At 67.3% G+C, this 18,261-nt stretch carries 18 protein-coding genes; 10 read left to right on the top strand and 8 right to left on the bottom strand.

Annotation, left to right across the window (positions count from 1 at the left end; genetic code table 11):
* Positions 1-5: 5 nt before the first annotated feature.
* The 5 genes from rng to mreB all read right to left on the bottom strand — a co-directional run bounded on the left by rng (position 6) and on the right by mreB (position 4,809).
* Positions 6-1,463, bottom strand: coding sequence for a ribonuclease G (gene rng / locus ACIGKL_RS09505; RefSeq protein WP_397486411.1), 1,458 nt, complete (start codon positions 1,461-1,463; stop codon positions 6-8).
* 40 nt (positions 1,464-1,503) lie between these two features.
* Positions 1,504-2,100 carry a Maf family protein gene (locus tag ACIGKL_RS09510; RefSeq protein ID WP_397486412.1) on the bottom strand — a complete coding sequence of 199 codons (597 nt, stop codon included), beginning with the start codon at positions 2,098-2,100 and terminating at the stop codon, positions 1,504-1,506.
* Between the two features lie 49 nt (positions 2,101-2,149).
* Positions 2,150-2,638, bottom strand: coding sequence for a rod shape-determining protein MreD (gene mreD, locus ACIGKL_RS09515; protein ID WP_397486413.1), 489 nt, complete (start codon positions 2,636-2,638; stop codon positions 2,150-2,152).
* On the bottom strand, positions 2,638-3,570 hold the full coding sequence (mreC, locus tag ACIGKL_RS09520; protein ID WP_397486414.1) for a rod shape-determining protein MreC: 933 nt from the start codon (positions 3,568-3,570) through the stop codon (positions 2,638-2,640). The genes mreD and mreC overlap by 1 nt, the downstream gene beginning before the upstream one ends.
* A gap of 201 nt (positions 3,571-3,771) precedes the next feature.
* Entirely contained in the window at positions 3,772-4,809 is a 1,038-nt protein-coding gene (gene mreB / locus ACIGKL_RS09525) for a rod shape-determining protein MreB (RefSeq protein ID WP_397486415.1), read from the bottom strand.
* Positions 4,810-5,050: 241 nt separating this feature from the next.
* Here mreB and gatC point away from each other — a divergent pair, with 241 nt between their 5' ends.
* The 6 genes from gatC (at position 5,051) to ACIGKL_RS09555 (ending at position 10,340) form a co-directional block, all read left to right on the top strand.
* Positions 5,051-5,338, top strand: a complete 288-nt coding sequence (gene gatC, locus ACIGKL_RS09530) for an Asp-tRNA(Asn)/Glu-tRNA(Gln) amidotransferase subunit GatC (RefSeq protein ID WP_397486416.1) — start codon at positions 5,051-5,053, stop codon at positions 5,336-5,338.
* 15 nt (positions 5,339-5,353) lie between these two features.
* On the top strand, positions 5,354-6,805 hold the full coding sequence (gene gatA, locus ACIGKL_RS09535) for an Asp-tRNA(Asn)/Glu-tRNA(Gln) amidotransferase subunit GatA (RefSeq protein ID WP_397486417.1): 1,452 nt from the start codon (positions 5,354-5,356) through the stop codon (positions 6,803-6,805).
* Positions 6,806-6,816: 11 nt separating this feature from the next.
* Positions 6,817-8,265, top strand: coding sequence for an Asp-tRNA(Asn)/Glu-tRNA(Gln) amidotransferase subunit GatB (gene gatB / locus ACIGKL_RS09540; protein ID WP_397486418.1), 1,449 nt, complete (start codon positions 6,817-6,819; stop codon positions 8,263-8,265).
* 75 nt (positions 8,266-8,340) lie between these two features.
* A complete protein-coding gene (locus tag ACIGKL_RS09545) occupies positions 8,341-8,766 on the top strand; it encodes a septal ring lytic transglycosylase RlpA family protein (protein WP_397486419.1) in 426 nt (141 codons plus the stop codon).
* Positions 8,767-8,856: 90 nt separating this feature from the next.
* Positions 8,857-9,951, top strand: a complete 1,095-nt coding sequence (locus ACIGKL_RS09550) for a calcium/sodium antiporter (RefSeq protein ID WP_397486420.1) — start codon at positions 8,857-8,859, stop codon at positions 9,949-9,951.
* A 2-nt stretch (positions 9,952-9,953) separates the two neighbouring features.
* Positions 9,954-10,340, top strand: a complete 387-nt coding sequence (locus tag ACIGKL_RS09555) for a carboxymuconolactone decarboxylase family protein (RefSeq protein ID WP_397486421.1) — start codon at positions 9,954-9,956, stop codon at positions 10,338-10,340.
* A gap of 241 nt (positions 10,341-10,581) precedes the next feature.
* Here ACIGKL_RS09555 and ACIGKL_RS09560 read toward each other — a convergent pair whose 3' ends face one another.
* The 3 genes from ACIGKL_RS09560 to ACIGKL_RS09570 all read right to left on the bottom strand — a co-directional run bounded on the left by ACIGKL_RS09560 (position 10,582) and on the right by ACIGKL_RS09570 (position 13,635).
* On the bottom strand, positions 10,582-11,523 hold the full coding sequence (locus ACIGKL_RS09560) for an AEC family transporter (protein ID WP_397486422.1): 942 nt from the start codon (positions 11,521-11,523) through the stop codon (positions 10,582-10,584).
* A gap of 285 nt (positions 11,524-11,808) precedes the next feature.
* On the bottom strand, positions 11,809-12,369 hold the full coding sequence (locus tag ACIGKL_RS09565; protein WP_397486423.1) for a response regulator transcription factor: 561 nt from the start codon (positions 12,367-12,369) through the stop codon (positions 11,809-11,811).
* 12 nt (positions 12,370-12,381) lie between these two features.
* Positions 12,382-13,635 carry an ATP-binding protein gene (locus tag ACIGKL_RS09570; RefSeq protein WP_397486424.1) on the bottom strand — a complete coding sequence of 418 codons (1,254 nt, stop codon included), beginning with the start codon at positions 13,633-13,635 and terminating at the stop codon, positions 12,382-12,384.
* Positions 13,636-13,883: 248 nt separating this feature from the next.
* Here ACIGKL_RS09570 and ACIGKL_RS09575 point away from each other — a divergent pair, with 248 nt between their 5' ends.
* The 4 genes from ACIGKL_RS09575 to ACIGKL_RS09590 all read left to right on the top strand — a co-directional run bounded on the left by ACIGKL_RS09575 (position 13,884) and on the right by ACIGKL_RS09590 (position 18,129).
* Positions 13,884-15,431: an ABC transporter ATP-binding protein gene (locus tag ACIGKL_RS09575; protein WP_397486425.1), complete on the top strand. Its 1,548-nt coding sequence runs from the start codon at positions 13,884-13,886 to the stop codon at positions 15,429-15,431.
* An 11-nt stretch (positions 15,432-15,442) separates the two neighbouring features.
* A complete protein-coding gene (locus ACIGKL_RS09580) occupies positions 15,443-16,540 on the top strand; it encodes an ABC transporter permease (protein WP_397486426.1) in 1,098 nt (365 codons plus the stop codon).
* Between the two features lie 76 nt (positions 16,541-16,616).
* Complete coding sequence (locus ACIGKL_RS09585; protein WP_397486427.1) at positions 16,617-17,543, top strand: ABC transporter permease; 927 nt, start codon at positions 16,617-16,619, stop codon at positions 17,541-17,543.
* A 136-nt stretch (positions 17,544-17,679) separates the two neighbouring features.
* The gene (locus ACIGKL_RS09590) at positions 17,680-18,129 is read left to right on the top strand and encodes an REP-associated tyrosine transposase (protein WP_397486428.1); all 450 of its coding nucleotides are present in this window, start codon (positions 17,680-17,682) and stop codon (positions 18,127-18,129) included.
* Positions 18,130-18,261: the final 132 nt, after the last annotated feature.

Raw genomic sequence — 18,261 nt, forward strand, 5'->3', positions numbered from 1 at the left:
GCGCCTCAGAGCAGCACCACATCGTACTGTTCCTGGGAGTACATGGTTTCCACCTGGAACTTGATGGTGCGGCCGATAAAGGCCTCCAGATCGGCGACGTTGCCCGACTCCTCGTCGAGCAGGCGGTCGACCACCTTCTGGTTGGCCAGCACCCGGTAGCCCTCGGCCTGGTAGGCGCGCGCCTCGCGCAGGATCTCGCGGAAGATCTCGTAGCAGATGGTCTCCGCCGTCTTCAGTTTGCCGCGGCCCTGGCAGGCGCTGCACGGCTCGCAGAGAATCTGTTCGAGGCTCTCGCGGGTGCGCTTGCGGGTCATCTGCACCAACCCCAATTCCGTGATGCCGATGATATTGGTCTTGGCGTGGTCGCGCTCCAGCTGCTTCTCCAGGGTGCGCAGCACCTGGCGCTGGTGCTCCTCGTCCTCCATGTCGATGAAGTCGATGATGATGATCCCGCCCAGGTTACGCAGGCGCAGCTGGCGGGCGATGGCGGTGGCCGCCTCGAGGTTGGTCTTGAAGATGGTCTCTTCGAGGGTGCGGTGACCGACGAAGGCGCCGGTGTTGACGTCGATGGTGCTCATCGCCTCGGCCGGGTCGACGATCAGGTAGCCGCCGGACTTGAGCGGCACCTTGCGCTCCAGCGCGCGCTGGATCTCGTCCTCGACGCCGTAGAGGTCGAAGATCGGCCGCTCGCCGGGGTAGTGCTCGAGACGGTCGGCGATCTCCGGCATCAGTTCGGCGACGAACTGGGTGATCTTCTGGAAGGTCTCGCGCGAGTCGACGCGGATCTTCTCGGTGCGCGGGCTGACCAGGTCGCGCAGGGTGCGCAGGGCCAGCGACAGGTCCTCGTAGATCACCGAGGGCGCCTTGGCGTTCTGGATCTGCGCGGCGATCTGGTCCCACAGCCGACGCAGGTAACGGATGTCGATGAGGATCTCGTCGGCGCCGGCACCCTCGGCGGCGGTGCGCAGGATAAAGCCGCCGGCCTCCTCGATGCCCTCGGCCGCCACGCAGTCGGCGACCACCTGCTTGAGCCGCTCGCGCTCGGCCTCGTCCTCGATCTTCAGCGAGATGCCGACGTGGCTGGTGCGCGGCATGTACACCAGGTAGCGCGAGGGAATCGACAGCTGGGTGGTCAGGCGCGCGCCCTTGCTGCCGATGGGGTCCTTGGTCACCTGCACCACCAGGGCCTGGCCCTCGTGCACCAGGGCGCTGATCGGCTCCACCGCGGCGCCCTCGCGGGTGGAAATTTCCGAGGCGTGGATAAAGGCCGCGCGCTCCAGGCCGATGTCGACGAACGCCGCCTGCATGCCCGGCAGCACGCGCACCACCTTGCCCTTGTAGATGTTGCCGACGATGCCGCGCTTCTGCGTGCGTTCGACGTGCACTTCCTGCAGCACGCCGTTTTCCACCACCGCCACGCGCGACTCCATCGGCGTGATATTGATCAGAATCTCTTCGCTCATGCATCCATCCCGGTGGATTAGGCGGCGCGCTGCCGCAAGTTTAGCGCTGGGCCGGCAACTGCCAGCAGGCAATGCCGAATTCGCCGAGCAATTCGGCCGTCTCGCACAGCGGCAAACCGACCACCGCCGAATAGCTGCCTGCGAGGCGGCTGACGAATACCGCCGCCAGGCCCTGGATACCATAACTGCCGGCCTTGTCGCACGGCTCGCCGCTGGCCCAGTAGGCTTCGATCTCGCCCTCGCTCAGGGCGCGGAAGGTCACCTCGCTGGCCACCACCCGCGCCGCCTCGCGTCCGCCCCCGGCCAGCGCCACCGCGGTCAGCACCTGATGGCTGCGCCCGGACAGCGCCTGCAGCATGGCGCGCGACTCGGCGAAATCGGCCGGTTTGCCGAGGATGCGCCCATCGAGCACCACCGCGGTATCGGCACCGAGCACCACGGCGTCGGCCGGTTCGCCCAGGGCGGCCAGGCCGGCGCGCGCCTTTTCCCGCGCCAGGCGCTCTACATAGGCTGCGGCGGGCTCGTCTGGCAACGGATTTTCGTCTATCGCGGCGATTTGCGTGACGCAGGGCACGGCGATCTGCGCCAGCAGCTCGCGGCGGCGCGGCGAGGCAGAGGCCAGAAACAGCTTGGCCATACGAACTTCTCCCTGTCGGGCGAGACGCGGCCAGCCGCAGCTGGCGCGCTCAGTTGACGTTAAGGCGCTGGTGCAGCCCGCGCAGGATGACGCAGACCCAGGGCCAGAGCAGCGCGCTGACCAACGCCGGCAGCACGAAGGCCAGGGTCGGCGGACGGCTGCCGGTCAGGGCATTGAGCCACAGCTGCACCAGCTGGGCCAGGCCGAACACCACCAGCAGCACGGTGCTCTGCTGCCACATGGGGAACATGCGCAGGCGCTGGTGCAGGCTCAGCACCAGGAAGGTGATCAGGGTCAGGATCAGCGCGTTCTGCCCGAGCAGGGTGCCGAACTGCACGTCCTGGGCCAGGCCGAGCACCCAGGCGGTGGTCATGCCGACCCGATGCGGCAGGGCCAGCACCCAGTAGGTGAGCAGCAGCGCCACCCACAGCGGCCGGCCGATCTGCATGAACTCCGGCAGCGGCGAGACGCTGAGCAGCAGACCGAAGGCCAGGCTGAGCCAGATCACCCAGCCGTTGCGCGGTTGCACGCCGACCATCAGTTGCTCTCCTCTACGGGGGGCAGCGGGGCAGCGGCCGACTCGGCGGCCGCCGGCGTCCCGGCAGCCGGCGCAGCGCCCTGGTTGCGCGCCTGCTCGGCCTCACGATCGGCAGCCTCCTGGGCCTCGGCGGAATCGTTGGCGCGCTGCTCGGCGGTGCGCTGGTCGGAGAACACCAGCAGCAGATAGCGGCTGCGATTGAGCGCGGCGGTGGGCACGGCGCGGACGATGGCGAAGGGCTGGCCGGAGTCGTGGATCACTTCCTTGACCGTGGCCACCGGGTAGCCGGCGGGAAAGCGCTGGCCCATGCCGGAGCTGACCAGCAGGTCGCCCTCCTTGATGTCGGCGGTATCGGCCACATGGCGCAGCTCCAGGCGCTCCGGGTTGCCGGTGCCGACGGCGATGGCGCGCAGGCCGCTGCGGTTGACCTGCACCGGAATGCTGTGGGTAGTGTCGGTGAGCAGCAGCACCCGCGCGGTATAGGGCATGATTTCCACCACCTGGCCCATCAGGCCGCGGGCGTCGAGCACCGGCTGGCCGAGGAATACGCCGTCCTTCTCGCCCTTGTCGATGAGGATGCGGTGGGTATAGGGGTTGGGGTCGACGCCGATCAGCTCGCCGACCAGCACTTCCTCGTCCACCAGCGCCGCCGAGTTGAGCAGCTCGCGCAGGCGCACGTTCTGCTCGGTGAGCGCGGCCAGCTTCTGCAGGCGGCGCTGCAGCAGCAGGGCCTCGGCCTTGAGCTTCTCGTTCTCGGCCATCAGTTCGCTGCGACTGGAAATCTGCTGGGTGGCGCCATCCCAGGCGCGCACCGGCAGGTCGGCCAGCCAGTAGAAGGGCGTCAGCACCAGGCCCAGCTGGCTGCGCAGCGGTTTGAGCGCCTCGAAACGGGCATCGACCACCATCAGCACGGCCGAGAGCACGGCCAGCACCAGCAGGCGGATGCCCAGCGAGGGGCCTTTGGCGAAGAGCGGCTTAATGGCCGACCCCTTGTGCGCCGCGAGGGCGCAAGACGCGCGAGTTCATGCGAAAGACAAACCGATCCGGCAAGGAATGGGGGCGAGTGTACTGCAGTGCTTGAACATGCGCGTGCCGCCCGAAGGCGGCACGGCGGACCCGGCTGGCGCGTCGGATTACTCCGAGGACAGCAGATCCATGGTGTGGCGATCCATCATCTCCAGCGCCTTGCCGCCGCCACGGGCGACGCAGGTCAGCGGGTCTTCGGCGACTATCACCGGCAGGCCGGTTTCCTGCGCCAGCAGCTTGTCCAGGTCGCGCAGCAGCGCGCCGCCGCCGGTCAGCACCAGGCCGCGCTCGGCGATGTCCGAGGCCAGCTCGGGCGGCGACTGCTCCAGCGCGCTCTTGACCGCCTGGACGATGGTCGCCAGGGATTCCTGCAGCGCCTCGAGCACTTCGTTGGAGTTGAGGGTGAAGCTGCGCGGCACGCCCTCGGCCAGGTTGCGGCCGCGCACGTCGACTTCGCGGATTTCGCCGCCCGGGTAGGCGGTGCCGATTTCCTGCTTGATCCGCTCGGCGGTGGATTCGCCGATCAGCGAGCCGTAGTTGCGGCGCACGTAGGTGATGATGGCTTCGTCGAAGCGGTCGCCGCCGACCCGCACGGATTCGGCGTAGACCACGCCGTTCAGCGAGATCAGGGCGATTTCGGTGGTGCCGCCGCCGATGTCGACGACCATCGAGCCGCGCGCTTCTTCCACCGGCAGGCCGGCGCCGATGGCCGCGGCCATCGGTTCTTCGATCAGGAACACTTCGCGGGCGCCGGCGCCGAGCGCCGATTCGCGGATGGCGCGGCGCTCGACCTGGGTCGACTTGCACGGCACGCAGATCAGCACGCGCGGCGAGGGCTGCAGGAAGCTGTTCTCGTGCACCTTGTTGATGAAGTACTGCAGCATCTTCTCGCAGACGCTGAAGTCGGCGATCACGCCGTCCTTCATCGGGCGGATGGCGGCGATGTTGCCCGGGGTACGGCCGAGCATGCGCTTGGCCTCGGAGCCGACGGCGACGACACTTTTCTGGTTACCGTGGGTACGGATGGCGACCACGGACGGCTCGTTCAGCACGATGCCGCGTTCGCGCACATAAATGAGGGTATTGGCAGTGCCCAGGTCGATCGACAGATCGCTGGAAAACATGCCACGCAGTTTCTTGAACATGGGGAAAGGGACCCTAGGCAACGCGTGGGTAAAGGCGAAGCGCGAAAACGCGCAGGTAAAAAGTGCGGCAAACTCTAACAACGGCGGGGATTTTGAGCAAGGCGCCAATATGGTAGATTGCCTGTTTTTCCGGGCCTTGCAGCCGCACATCGCGGCCTTTGACCGCCGGCTCGCGACATCCGTTCCCTGCGTCAGGCACGCATAGCAAGACCCCGATCACACTTCCACTGGAGAACCCCCGATGGCGCTTGAACGCTCCGAGGTGGAAAAAATCGCCCACCTGGCCCGCCTGGGCCTGAACGAAGGCGATCTTCCGCAAACCACCGCGACCCTGAACAACATCCTCGGCCTGATCGATCAGATGCAGGCGGTCGACACCCAGGGCATCGAGCCCCTGGCCCACCCGCTGGAAGCCACCCAGCGCCTGCGCGCCGATGTGGCCTGCGAGAGCAACCAGCGCGACGCCTACCAGGCCATCGCCCCGGCCGTGGAAAACGGCCTGTATCTCGTGCCGAAAGTCATCGAATAAAGGAAAGGGCCTGACATGCATCAACTGACCCTGGCCGAGATCGCCCGCGCCCTCGCCGCCAAAGAATTCTCCGCCGAAGAGCTGAGCCGCAGCCTGCTGGCGCGGATCGCGCAGCTCGATCCGCAGCTCAACAGCTTTATCACCGTCACCGAGGACCTCGCCATCGAGCAGGCCAAGGCCGCCGACGCCCGTCGCGCCGCCGGCGAGAGCGGCGCCCTGCTCGGCGCGCCGATCGCCCACAAGGACCTGTTCTGCACCCAGAACGTGCTGACTTCCTGCGGCTCGAAGATCCTCACCGGTTTCAAGGCGCCCTACGACGCCACCGTGGTGGAAAAGCTCAAAGCCGCCGGCGCCGTGACCCTGGGCAAGCTGAACATGGACGAGTTCGCCATGGGCTCGGCCAACGAATCCAGCCACTACGGCGCGGTGAAGAACCCCTGGGACCTCTCCCGCGTACCCGGCGGCTCCAGCGGCGGCTCTGCAGCAGCCGTAGCCGCGCGCCTGCTGCCGGCCGCCACCGGCACCGACACCGGCGGCTCGATCCGCCAGCCGGCGGCGCTGACCAACCTCACGGGGATCAAGCCCACCTACGGCCGGGTTTCGCGCTGGGGCATGATCGCCTATGCCTCCAGCCTCGATCAGGGCGGCCCGCTGGCCCGCACCGCCGAGGACTGCGCGCTGCTGCTCGGCGCCATGGCCGGTTTCGACGCCAAGGACTCCACCAGCGTCGAGCAGCCGGTGGACGACTACCTGGCCGCCCTGAGCCAGTCGCTGGCCGGCCTGCGCATCGGCCTGCCCAAGGAATACTTCGGCGCCGGCCTCGACGCGCGTATCGGCGAGAAGGTCATGGCCGTGGTCGAGGAGCTGAAAAAGCTCGGCGCCACGGTGAAGGACATCTCGCTGCCGAATATGCAGCACGCGATTCCCGCCTACTACGTGATCGCGCCGGCCGAGGCCAGCTCCAACCTGTCGCGTTTCGACGGCGTACGCTTCGGCTACCGCTGCGAAAACCCGGTCAACCTCGAAGACCTGTACAAGCGTTCGCGTGGCGAAGGCTTCGGCGCCGAGGTCAAGCGGCGCATCATGGTCGGCACCTACGCCCTGTCGGCCGGTTACTACGACGCCTACTACATCAAGGCGCAGCAGATCCGCCGGCTGATCAAGAACGACTTTGTCGCCGCCTTCAAAGAGGTGGACGTGATCCTCGGCCCGACCACGCCGAACCTGGCCTGGAAGCTCGGCGAGAAGAACGCCGACCCGGTTTCCGCCTACCTCGAAGACATCTACACCATCACCGCCAACCTGGCCGGCATTCCCGGCCTGTCGATGCCGGCCGGCTTCGTCGATGGCCTGCCGGTGGGCGTGCAGCTGCTCGGCAACTACTTCCAGGAAGGCCGCCTGCTGAATGTCGCGCACCAGTACCAGCAGGTCAGCGACTGGCATAAACAAGCACCGAGCGGCTTCTGAGGACGACACACATGCAATGGGAAACAGTGATCGGGCTCGAGATCCACGCTCAGCTCAGCACCCAATCGAAGATCTTCTCGGCCAGCGCCACCAGCTTCGGCGCCGAGCCCAACACCCAGGCCAGCCTGATCGACCTCGGCATGCCCGGCACCCTGCCGGTGCTCAACGCCGAGGCGGTGCGCATGGCGGTGAAGTTCGGCCTGGCGATCGACGCGCATATCGCGCCGCAGAACGTCTTCGCCCGCAAGAACTACTTCTACCCGGACCTGCCCAAGGGCTACCAGACCAGCCAGATGGAGCATCCCATCGTCGGTAAGGGCCATCTGGACATCAGCCTGGAAGACGGCACGGTCAAGCGCATCGGCATCACCCGCGCGCACCTGGAAGAGGACGCCGGCAAGAGCCTGCACGAAGACTTCCACGGCATGAGCGGCATCGACCTGAACCGCGCCGGCACCCCGCTGCTGGAGATCGTCTCCGAGCCGGACATCCGCAGCGCCAAGGAGGCGGTGGCCTATGTCAAGGCCATCCACGCCCTGGTGCGTTACCTGGGCATTTGCGACGGCAATATGGCCGAAGGCTCGCTGCGCTGCGACTGCAACGTCTCGGTGCGACCCAAGGGCCAGGTCGAGTTCGGCACCCGCGCCGAGATCAAGAACGTCAACTCCTTCCGCTTTATCGAGAAGGCGATCAACCACGAAATCCAGCGCCAGATCGAGCTGATCGAGGACGGCGGCCAGGTGGTGCAGGAAACCCGCCTGTACGACCCGAACAAGGACCAGACGCGCTCCATGCGCAGCAAGGAGGAAGCCAACGACTACCGCTACTTCCCCTGCCCCGACCTGCTGCCGGTGGTGATCGAGCCAAGCTTCCTCGACGAAGTGCGCGCCAGCCTGCCGGAGCTGCCGGTGCAGAAGCGCGAGCGCTTCGAGAGCCAGTTCGGCCTGTCCGCCTACGACGCCACGGTGCTGGCCGCCAGTCGCGAGCTGGCCGACTACTTCGAGGCGGTCAATGCGGTATGCGGCGATGCCAAGCTGGCGGCCAACTGGGTGATGGGCGAGCTGTCCAGCCTGCTCAACAAGGACAACCTGGAAATCGACCAGTCGCCGGTGTCCGCCGAGCAGCTGGGCGGGATGATCCTGCGCATCAAGGACAACACCATCAGCGGCAAGATCGCCAAGATGGTGTTCGAGGCCCTGGCGGCCGGCGAAGGCGAATCCGCCGACGCCATCATCGAAGCAAAAGGCCTCAAGCAGGTCACCGACTCGGGCGCCATCGAGGCCATGCTCGACGAAGTGCTGGCGGCCAACGCCGAGCAGGTCGAGCAGTACCGCGCCAGCGATGAAGCCAAGCGCGGCAAGATGTTCGGCTTCTTCGTCGGCCAGGCGATGAAGGCCTCGAAAGGCAAGGCCAACCCGGGGCAAGTGAACGAACTGCTGAAGAAGAAGCTCGAAGGCTGAGCCGGACCGGCCCGCTTGCCACCGCTGTAACGACGCCGGGCTTGCCCGGCGTTCGTTTACCTGGAGAACCAGACGATGCTTATTTGTAGCCCGGATGCAATCCGAGAATCCTTGCGCCCCCGGATTGCATCCGGGCTACAGGCCGTCGTCGCGCTCGGCCTGTTCGCCGTGCTCGCCGGCTGCTCCACCTTCGGCAGCGGCAGCGGCGGCGCCACAGAAACCGGCAAGGCCTCCTACTACGGCGACCGCCACCATGGCCGCAAGACCGCCAGTGGCGAGCGCTTCGACCAGCACGCGCTGACCGCCGCGCACCGCAGCCTGCCGTTCGGCACCCGGGTGCGGGTCACCAATCTGAGCAACGAACGCAGCGTGGTGGTGCGCATCAACGACCGCGGCCCCTTCGTGCGCGGGCGCATCATCGACGTCTCGCGCGCCGCCGCCGAACGCCTGGGCATGCTGCGCGCCGGCGTGGTGCCGGTGCGGGTCGAGCAACTGGAGTGAAACAGGACTGGTAACAAATAGCGCCCCTGCCCCACTGGCGCGGCGATACGCCATCGCTACACTAGGCGCATTTTTCCCGGAGCCCCCGCAATGACAATGATGACCTACGTCTACCTGATCGCCGGCCTGGTGCTGCTGGTCGCCGGCGCCGAGGTGCTGGTACGCGGCGCCGCCAAGCTGGCCGCGCAGTTCGGCATCCCGCCGCTGATCATCGGCCTGACCGTGGTGGCCTTCGGCACCAGCGCGCCGGAAACCGCGGTCAGCGTGCAGTCGGCGATCAACGGCAGCGGCGACCTGGCGATCGGCAACGTGGTCGGCAGCAACATCGCCAACGTCCTGCTGATTCTCGGCCTGACCGCCCTGGTTGCGCCGCTGATCGTCTCGCGCCAGCTGATCCGCCTCGACGTGCCGATCATGATCGGCGCCAGCCTGGTGACCTTCGCCCTGGCCTGGGACGGCGAACTGAGCCGCCTCGACGGCGCCCTGCTGTTCGCCGGCGTGCTGGCCTACACCGGCTTCCTGATCTACAGCGCCCGCCAGGACAAGGGCGGCGAGGACGACGAGTTCACCAAGGAATTCGGCCTGAACGAGCCGGCCAAGCCCCATGCCTGGGTGGTCAACCTGGGCCTGATCGTCGCCGGCCTGGTGCTGCTGGTGGGCGGCTCCAACCTGCTGGTCGAAGGCGCCGTGCAACTGGCCCGCGCCCTCGGCCTGTCCGAGCTGGTGATCGGCCTGACCGTGATCGCCATCGGCACCTCGCTGCCGGAGCTGGCCACCTCGATCATCGCCGCGTTCAAGGGCGAGCGCGATATCGCCGTGGGCAACATAGTCGGCAGCAACATCTTCAACCTGCTCTGCGTGCTGGGCCTGGCCTCGCTGGTGGCGCCGGCGGCGATTTCCGTGTCGCCCAACGCCCTGGCCTTCGACTTCCCGGTGATGATCGCGGTGGCCGTGGCCTGCCTGCCGATCTTCTTCGCCGGCTACCGCATCAACCGCTGGGAAGGCGCGCTGTTCCTCGCCTACTACGCGGCCTACACCGGCTACCTGGTGCTGTTCGCCACCGGCCGGCCGTTCGCCCAGACCTTCGGCGAGGCGATGATCGGCTATGTGCTGCCGCTGACCGCGGTGACCCTGGCGATCATCGCCGCGCGCGCCTGGCACAAACAACGCGGACTGGAGATCTGAGCATGAGCGACAACCACGAGCAGGGCCTCAAGGTACGCCGCGAGGTGATGGGCGACGCCTTCGTCGAGCGCGCCCTGGGCAACGCCACCGACTTCACCCAGCCGCTGCAGGATTTCGTCAACCAGCATGCCTGGGGCGGCGTGTGGACCCGCGACGGCCTGCCGCGCGCCACCCGCAGCCTGATCACCCTGGCCGCATTGACCGCGCTGAAATGCCCGCAGGAACTCAAGGGCCACGTGCGCGGCGCGCTGAACAACGGCTGCACGGTGGAGGAAATCCGCGAGACCCTGCTGCACTGCGCGGTCTACGCCGGCGTACCGGCCAGCATCGACGCCTTCCGCGCGGCGCAGGAAGTGATCGAGGAATACCAGCGCAACGCCGGTTCGTAGGGGCGCTGCGCGCACCAGCCATCGCCGGCAGCGTTGGTGCGCACGGCGCACCCTACAGGGAAGGCATCCCTCACGCCGGTTGGCTCTGCCCTCCGTGTGTGGCGGAATGCCTGTTTCGCTGAAGCCGGTTCGTAGGGTGCGCCGCGCGCACCAGCCATCGCCACCAGCCTCGGTGCGCATGGCCTAGGCGGCCCCGCGCCGCCCTACGGGGAAGGCGTTCCTCAGGGGATGACGGCCAGTTTCATATCCAGCCACCCCACTGCAATAACAACAGCCCGACATTGGTGGTCACCACCGCCGCCAGTGTGGTGATCACGATGATCGCCGCCGCCAGCTCGTGGTTGCCGCCCACGGCGCGGGCCATGACGAAGCTGGCCGCCGCCGTGGGGCTGGCGAAGTAGAGGAAGAGGATCGCCAGGTCCGCCTGGCGAAAGCCGTACAGCCAGGCGCCCGCGGTTGCCAGCAGCGGCAGCCAGACCATCTTCATCAGGCTGGAACTCAGCGCCGTGCCGCTGCTGCGACGCAGCGAGGCCAGGCTGAGGGTGCCGCCGATGCAGATCAGCGCCAGCGGCAGGGTCATCTGCGCGAAGTACTCGGCCGAGGTCAGCAGCCAGTCCGGCAGCGCGATCCGCCAGTAGGCGAAGGGAATCGCCAGCAGCACGCCGATGATCAGCGGATTGATCAGGATGCTCCTGGCGATGGCCAGCGGCCCGGCCTTGGCGCCGGGACTGTAGATGGCCAGGACGATGGCCGAGAGCACGTTGTAGCAGAGGATCACCACCCCGCCGAGCACCGCCCCCAGGGACAGGCCGTAGTCGCCGTAGAGGCTGGTGGCCAGGGCCAGGCCGACGATGCCGTTGTTGCCGCGAAAGGCGCCCTGGGTGTAGATGCCACGATCCGCGAAGGGGATGCGCCAGATCGCCCAGCCCCAGGCGAGGACGAAGCAGACCAGGGTGGCGGCGACGAAGAACAGCAGCAGCGCCGGTTGCAGGGCGGCATTCAGGTCGGCGCGGACTATACCGAGAAACAGCAGGGTCGGCATGGTGCCGCGAAACACCAGGCTCGAGGCAGTGTCGATAAAGGCGCGGTCGATCCAGTGCAGGCGCTTGAGCGCCACGCCGAGAAACAGCATGGCGAACACCGGCGCGGTGATGGCGAGGGTTTGCTGGACGACGGCGAACATGGCGATCCCGGCGGAAGTTGTATGACGACCTATGTTAGCCGGCTAACAATTTTTCGGCCATGGCCAAGGCAAGGCCTCCCACAGGCGTAAAGCCGTTCACTTGAGCATCAGGTCGTCTCGCCCTCAGTCGCAGGGCGGACTCAGCCTTGTAGGGTGGGCCGGGCGGCGATCCGCTTTAGCCCACGCGGACCACCGTTGGTGGGCTAAAGCCCACCCTACGCGCTAGGAATCAATCCGGGCTACGGGCCTTGCCCTGGTGCGCACGGCGCAACGCCGCAAGCGGCGTCAGCGCCGCACCGGACGCTTCTGCAACTTGCGCTGCAGGGTACGGCGGTGCATGCCGAGGGCGCGGGCGGTGGCGGAGATATTGCCTTCGTGCTCGGCCAGCACGCGCTGGATGTGCTCCCACTGCAGGCGATCCACCGACATCGGGTTTTCCGGCACCAGGCTGTCGAGGTCGGCGTGTTCGGAGAGCAGCGCGGTGAGCACGTCGTCGGCATCGGCCGGCTTGCACAGGTAGTTGGCCGCGCCGCGCTTGATCGCCTCCACCGCGGTGGCGATGCTGGAGTAGCCGGTGAGGATCACCACGCGCATCTCCGGATCGAGCTCGAGCAGCTTGGGCAGCAGCACCAGGCCGGAGTCGCCTTCCATCTTCAGGTCGACCACGGCGTAGTCGGGCAGATCGTCCTTGGCCAGCGCCAGGCCCTCGTCGGCATTGGCCGCGGTGGACACGCGCAGGCCGCGGCGGCTCATGGCGCGGGCCATGACGCGGGTGAAGGTGGGATCGTCGTCCACCAGCAGCAGGTGCGGTTGCTCTTCGCCGTCGAACAGGGATTCGTCGCTCATGGTTTTTCCTTGTCAGGCCACGCCATAGGCTCGCGGCAACTTCAGTTCGGTGAGGGTGCCGCCTTCTTCATGGTTATACAACTTAACCGTGCCGCCGGCACGGGTCACGCTGGCCTGGCTGAGGAACAGGCCGAGGCCGAAGCCCTTGCCCTTGGTGGTGAAGAACGGCCGGCCGAGCTGCTCGGCGATCGCCAGCGGCACGCCGGCGCCGTGGTCGCGGATGCTCAGGCGCAGCCACTGGTGATCCCAGTCGAGGCGGATGTCGAGCTTGTCCGGGCAGGCGTCGGCGGCGTTGTTGAGCAGGTTGAGCAGCGCCTGGGTCAGGTCGGCCGGCGGCATCAAGCGCGGCGGCGTGCCGCGGCCCAGGCACTGGTAGCGGTAGCTGGCCTCGGGGCGCATCAGGTGCCAGCGATTGAGGGTGGTTTCCAGCCACTCGACGCAGGACTGCTCGACCACCGCCTGGCGCCGGTCCGCCTCGGCGGCGCGCACCAGTTGCTGCAGGGTGTCCTTGCACAGCTTGACCTGTTCCTGCAGCAGCGCCAGGTCGTCCTGCAGCGCCGGCTGGTCGCGATGCTCCTGGCGCAGCTCCTTGAGCAGCACGCTCATGGTCGCCAGCGGCGTGCCCAGCTCGTGGGCGGCGCCGGCGGCCTGGGTGGCCACGGCCAGCAGCTGCTGGTCGCGCAGGCTCTCCTCGCGGCGTTCGGCGCGCAGCTCGTCCTGGCGGCGCAGCTCCTCGGCCATCTTGGCGACGAAGAAGGTGATCAGCGCCGCGGACAGGGCGAAGCTCAGCCACATGCCGTACACCAGCAGGCTCTCGCGCGCCGCCGGCAGCTCCAGCGGATGGGTCCACACCAGCAGCAGGGTGTAGCCGGCCAGCGCCAGGCCGGCGAGGACGATGGTGAACAGCCACGGCAAGGTCGCCGCGGCGATGGTCAGCGGCACCAGGTAATAGGAGACGAAGGGGTTGGTCGAGCCGCCGGTGTAATACAGCAGCACGCTGTGGATGATCAGGTCGCAGGCCAGCTGCACCGCGTATTCCAGTTCGGTGACCGGCCACGGGCCGCGCAGCCGCAGGGCGGTGCCCAGGCACAGCAGCAGCGACACGCCGAGGGTCGCCGACAGCTCCAGCCAGGGTAGCGGCAGCATCCCCGACTTGTAGGCGAGGCCCACCGAACCGGCCTGGGCGGCCAGCACGAGGATACGGATCAGGGTCAGGCGCCAGAGGTTCTGGCGGCTGGCGGACAGCAACTGCACGGGTTCGAGCATGACAACTCCCTAGGTGCGCGGAGTATAACCAAGGCCGACGCGGCCTTCCGCCGCTGCGGCAACCGGCCGCATGCGGCGCCGCCGCGCCTGCTTCTGGTGCGTGTTGCCTGGCCACGGCAAGGTGCCGCACCAGCCTGGGGCGGCGCGTACCGATACGGCAACGGAGGCAGCCCGCCGCCGGGCATTTCTGACTGCATGGCCAGGTTTTTGCTTTGACTCCGCTCGCCTCCCATCGACGAGCGTTATTCATGTCCGCCCCACCCGCTACCCCACGCCTGCAGCTGTCGGCCATCAGCAAGCGCTACCCCGGCTGCCTGGCCAACGACCGTATCGACCTGGCCATCGCCCCCGGCGAGATCCGCGCCCTGCTCGGCGAGAACGGCGCAGGCAAGAGCACGCTGATGAAGATCATCTACGGCGTGACCCAACCCAGTAGCGGCGAGATCCGCTGGCAGGGCGAGCGGCTGACCATGCGCGACCCGGCCATGGCGCGCGACCTGGGCATCGGCATGGTGTTCCAGCATTTCTCGCTGTTCGAGACCCTGAGCGTGGCCGAGAACATCGCCCTGGCCATGGGCGCGGACGCCGGCACGCCGAAGCAGCTGGAGCCGAGAATCCGCGAGGTGTCGCAGCGCTACGGCATGGCGTTGGAGCCGACCCGCCTGGTGCACAGCCTGTCCATCGGCGAGCGCCAGCGGGTGGAGATCGTGCGCTGCCTGATGCAGGACATCAAGCTGCTGATCCTCGATGAGCCGACCTCGGTGCTCACCCCACAGGAGGCCGACGAACTGTTCGTCACCCTGCGCCGCCTGGCTGCCGAAGGCTGCAGCATCCTGTTCATCAGCCACAAGCTCGGCGAGGTGCGCGCGCTGTGCCAGAGCGCCACGGTGCTGCGCGGCGGCCGGGTGTCCGGCCATTGCCTGCCGGCGGAGTGCTCGGATCTGGAACTGGCGCGGCTGATGGTCGGCGATGCCGAGGGCCTGGAAAGCAGTTACCCGAAGGTCAGCGGCGGCCTGCCACGCCTGCGCGTCGATGACCTCAGTTGGCACAACCCCGACCCGTTCGGCTGCTCGCTCGAACGCATTCGCCTGGAAGTGCGCAGCGGCGAGATCGTCGGCATCGCCGGGGTGGCCGGCAATGGCCAGGACGAACTGCTTGCCCTGCTCAGCGGCGAAACGCGCCTACCCCGCAGCGAGCGCGAGCGGGTGAGCATCGATGCCGCACCAGTGGCCAATCTGCATCCGGATACGCGGCGCCAGCTGGGCCTGGCCTTCGTCCCCGCCGAGCGCCTCGGCCACGGCGCGGTGCCGGAGATGAGCCTGGTGGACAACGCCCTGCTTACCGCCTTCCAGCAAGGCTTGCTGAGCCATGGTCTGATCCGGCGCAGCAAGGTGCGCGCGCTGGCCGAAGCGATCATCCGCCGCTTCGCGGTGAAGACGCCGGATGCCGACAGCGCGGCGCGCAGCCTGTCCGGCGGTAACCTGCAGAAATTTATCCTCGGTCGCGAGATTCTGCAGAACCCCAAGCTGCTGGTGGCCGCGCACCCGACCTGGGGCGTCGATGTCGGCGCGGCGGCCGCCATCCACCGCGCACTGATCGCCCTGCGCGATGCCGGCGCGGCGATCCTGGTGATCTCCGAAGACCTCGACGAGCTGCTGCAGATCAGCGACCGCATCGGCGCGCTGTGCAGCGGGCGGCTGTCGCCGCTGGCCGACACCGCGCAGGTCTCCAGCGTGGAAGTCGGCCGCTGGATGGCCGGTGAATTCGATCAACCCGCCGCTGCTGCGGCCTGCTGACGGAGCCCGTCATGCTGTTATCCCTGCAACCACGCGGCCAAGAGTCGCGCCCCATGCTCTGGCTGTCGCCGTTGCTGGCCGCCGTACTGACGCTGCTGAGCGGCATGCTGCTGTTCACCCTGCTCGGTCATGAGCCGCTGGAAACCCTGCACAGCCTGCTGATCGCCCCGCTCAGCGACTGGTATGGCGTGTCCGAACTGCTGGTCAAGGCGCTACCGATTCTGCTCTGTGCCCTCGGCTTGGCGGTGGCCTACCAGGCACGCATCTGGAACATCGGCGCCGAAGGCCAACTGCTGATCGGCGCCCTGGCCGGCAGCGCCATGGCCCTGCAACTGCTCGACTGGGAAAGCCGTTGGGCGCTGGCGGCGGTGGTGCTGGCCGGTACCTGCGCGGGCGCGGCCTGGGCCGGGCTCACCGCCTGGCTGCGCACGCAGTTCAACGCCAACGAGATCCTCACCAGCATCATGCTCAACTACATCGCGCTGAACCTGCTGCTGTTCTTCGTGCATGGCCCGCTGAAGGATCCGGCTGGTTTCAACTTCCCCGAATCGGCGATGTTCGGCGATGCCAGCCGCCTGCCGCTGGTCAGCGAGGACGGGCGCCTGCACGGCGGCCTGTACCTGGCGTTGCTGGCCCTGGTGGCGGTGTGGGTGCTGCTGCACAAGAGCTTCCTCGGCTTCCAGATCAAGGTGCTGGGCCTGGACAGCCGCGCCGCCGGCTTCGTCGGTTTTCGCGAGAAGCGCCTGGTGTGGTTCGCCCTGCTGCTCAGCGGCGCCCTGGCCGGCCTGGCCGGTGTCGGCGAAGTGGCCGGGCCGATTGGCCAGCTGGTGCCACAGGTGTCGCCCGGCTATGGCTATGCAGCGATCACCGTGGCCTTCCTCGGTCGCCTCAATCCGCTCGGCATCGTCGCCGCCAGCCTGTTGATGGCGCTGCTCTACCTGGGCGGCGAGAACGCGCAGATGAACCTCAACCTGCCGCAGGCGATCACCCAGCTGTTCCAGGGAATGATGCTGTTCTACCTGCTGGCCTGCGACGTGCTGATCCTCTACCGGCCACGGCTGCAGTGGAAATGGGCCAAGCGCGAGAAGCTCACCGAGGCGACCACCTGACTGTGGGAGGGGCTTTAGCCGCGACCGTCGCCGCTGAAGCGCCTCCCACCAAGAGCATGAATACAAAGGAATCCCCATGGATCTCGATCTGTTGACCAATATCTTCTATGCCATGGTGCGCACCGGCACACCGTTGCTGCTGGTGGCCCTGGGCGAACTGGTGTGCGAGAAGAGCGGCGTGCTCAACCTCGGCCAGGAAGGCATGATGCTGTTCGGCGCGGTGATCGGTTTCATCGTCGCCTTCAGCACCGGCAGCCTGTGGCTCGGCGTGTTGCTGGCGATTGCCGCCGGCATGCTGCTGTCGCTGCTGTTCGCCGCCGTGGCGCTGGGCTTCAACGCCAACCAGGTGGCCACCGGCCTGGCCCTGACCATCTTCGGCGTCGGCCTGTCCACCTTCGTCGGCGCCGCCTGGGTCGGCAAGCCGCTGTCCGGTTTCGAGCCCATCGTCATTCCGCTGCTGGCGGACATTCCGCTGATCGGGCGCATGCTGTTCGCCCAGGACCTGCTGATCTACCTGTCCTTCGCCCTCTTCGCCCTGGTGGCCTGGGTGCTGCTGAAAAGCCGCATCGGCCTGATCATCCAGGCGGTTGGCGAGAATCCGGACGCCGCCAGTGCCATGGGCCTGCCGGTGCTGCGCGTGCGCACCCTGGCGGTGCTGTTCGGCGGCGCCATGGCAGGCCTGGCCGGCGGCTACCTGTCGCTGGCCTACACGCCGATGTGGGCGGAAAACATGACCGCCGGGCGCGGCTGGATCGCCCTGGCGCTGGTGGTGTTCGCCAGTTGGCGGGTGTTGCGCGTGCTGCTCGGCGCCTACCTGTTCGGCCTGGCCAGCATTCTCCACCTGGTGGCACAGGGCATCGGCCTGTCGATACCGTCCAACCTGCTGGCCATGCTGCCCTACGTCGCCACCATCCTGGTGCTGGTACTGCTCTCGCGCGATGCCATCAAGACCCGGCTGTATGCGCCGGTATCGCTGGGCCAGCCTTGGCAACCGGGGCATTGATGAGGAGAGGTCGCGGCTAAAGCCCCTCCCACAAAAGCCGCTCCCTCAGACTGCACTGGTGCTGTGGGAGGGGCTTTAGCCGCGACAAGGCTTTTATCGGCTATACCTTTGTCACGCCCACCCGGGAGGCAAAGGAATGCCCCACTCAGCTCGCTTGCGCGCCGGTCGCTTCTCGGAGCCGCAGCGCATCTACCTACTCACCGCAACGACCGAAAACCGCGAAATGCTGTTTTCGGACTTCACTGTGGGTCGACTCGTCGTCGCGGAACTGAAAACCGCGCAGCAAGAAGGCCTAGCCGAATCGCTGGCTTGGGTACTCATGCCCGATCACCTGCACTGGTTGATTGCCCTGCAGCATGGCTCGCTTAGTGACCTGATGCGGCGCATCAAGGGACGCAGCGCCAAGCAAGTCAACGCGTTGTCCGGTCGCCAGGGAAAACTCTGGCAGGATGGCTTTCATGACCGGGCATTACGTCGTGAGGAAGACCTACTGCCAGCGGCACGCTATATCGTTGCCAATCCTCTACGAGCAGGCTTGGTCGGCCGGGTGGGCGATTACCCGCTGTGGGATTCGGTGTGGCTCTGACCTTGTGAGAGTCGCGGGGGGGGGGGGGCGCCCCCCCGGGCGGGGGGGGGGTGGGGGGGGGGGGGGGGGGGGGCGGGTTGTTTTGGAGGACAGAATAATAATGAAAAAATAAACACACCAACAAAAACAGGC

The organism is Pseudomonas sp. NPDC077186 (assembly GCF_044543505.1).
Taxonomy (GTDB): domain Bacteria; phylum Pseudomonadota; class Gammaproteobacteria; order Pseudomonadales; family Pseudomonadaceae; genus Aquipseudomonas.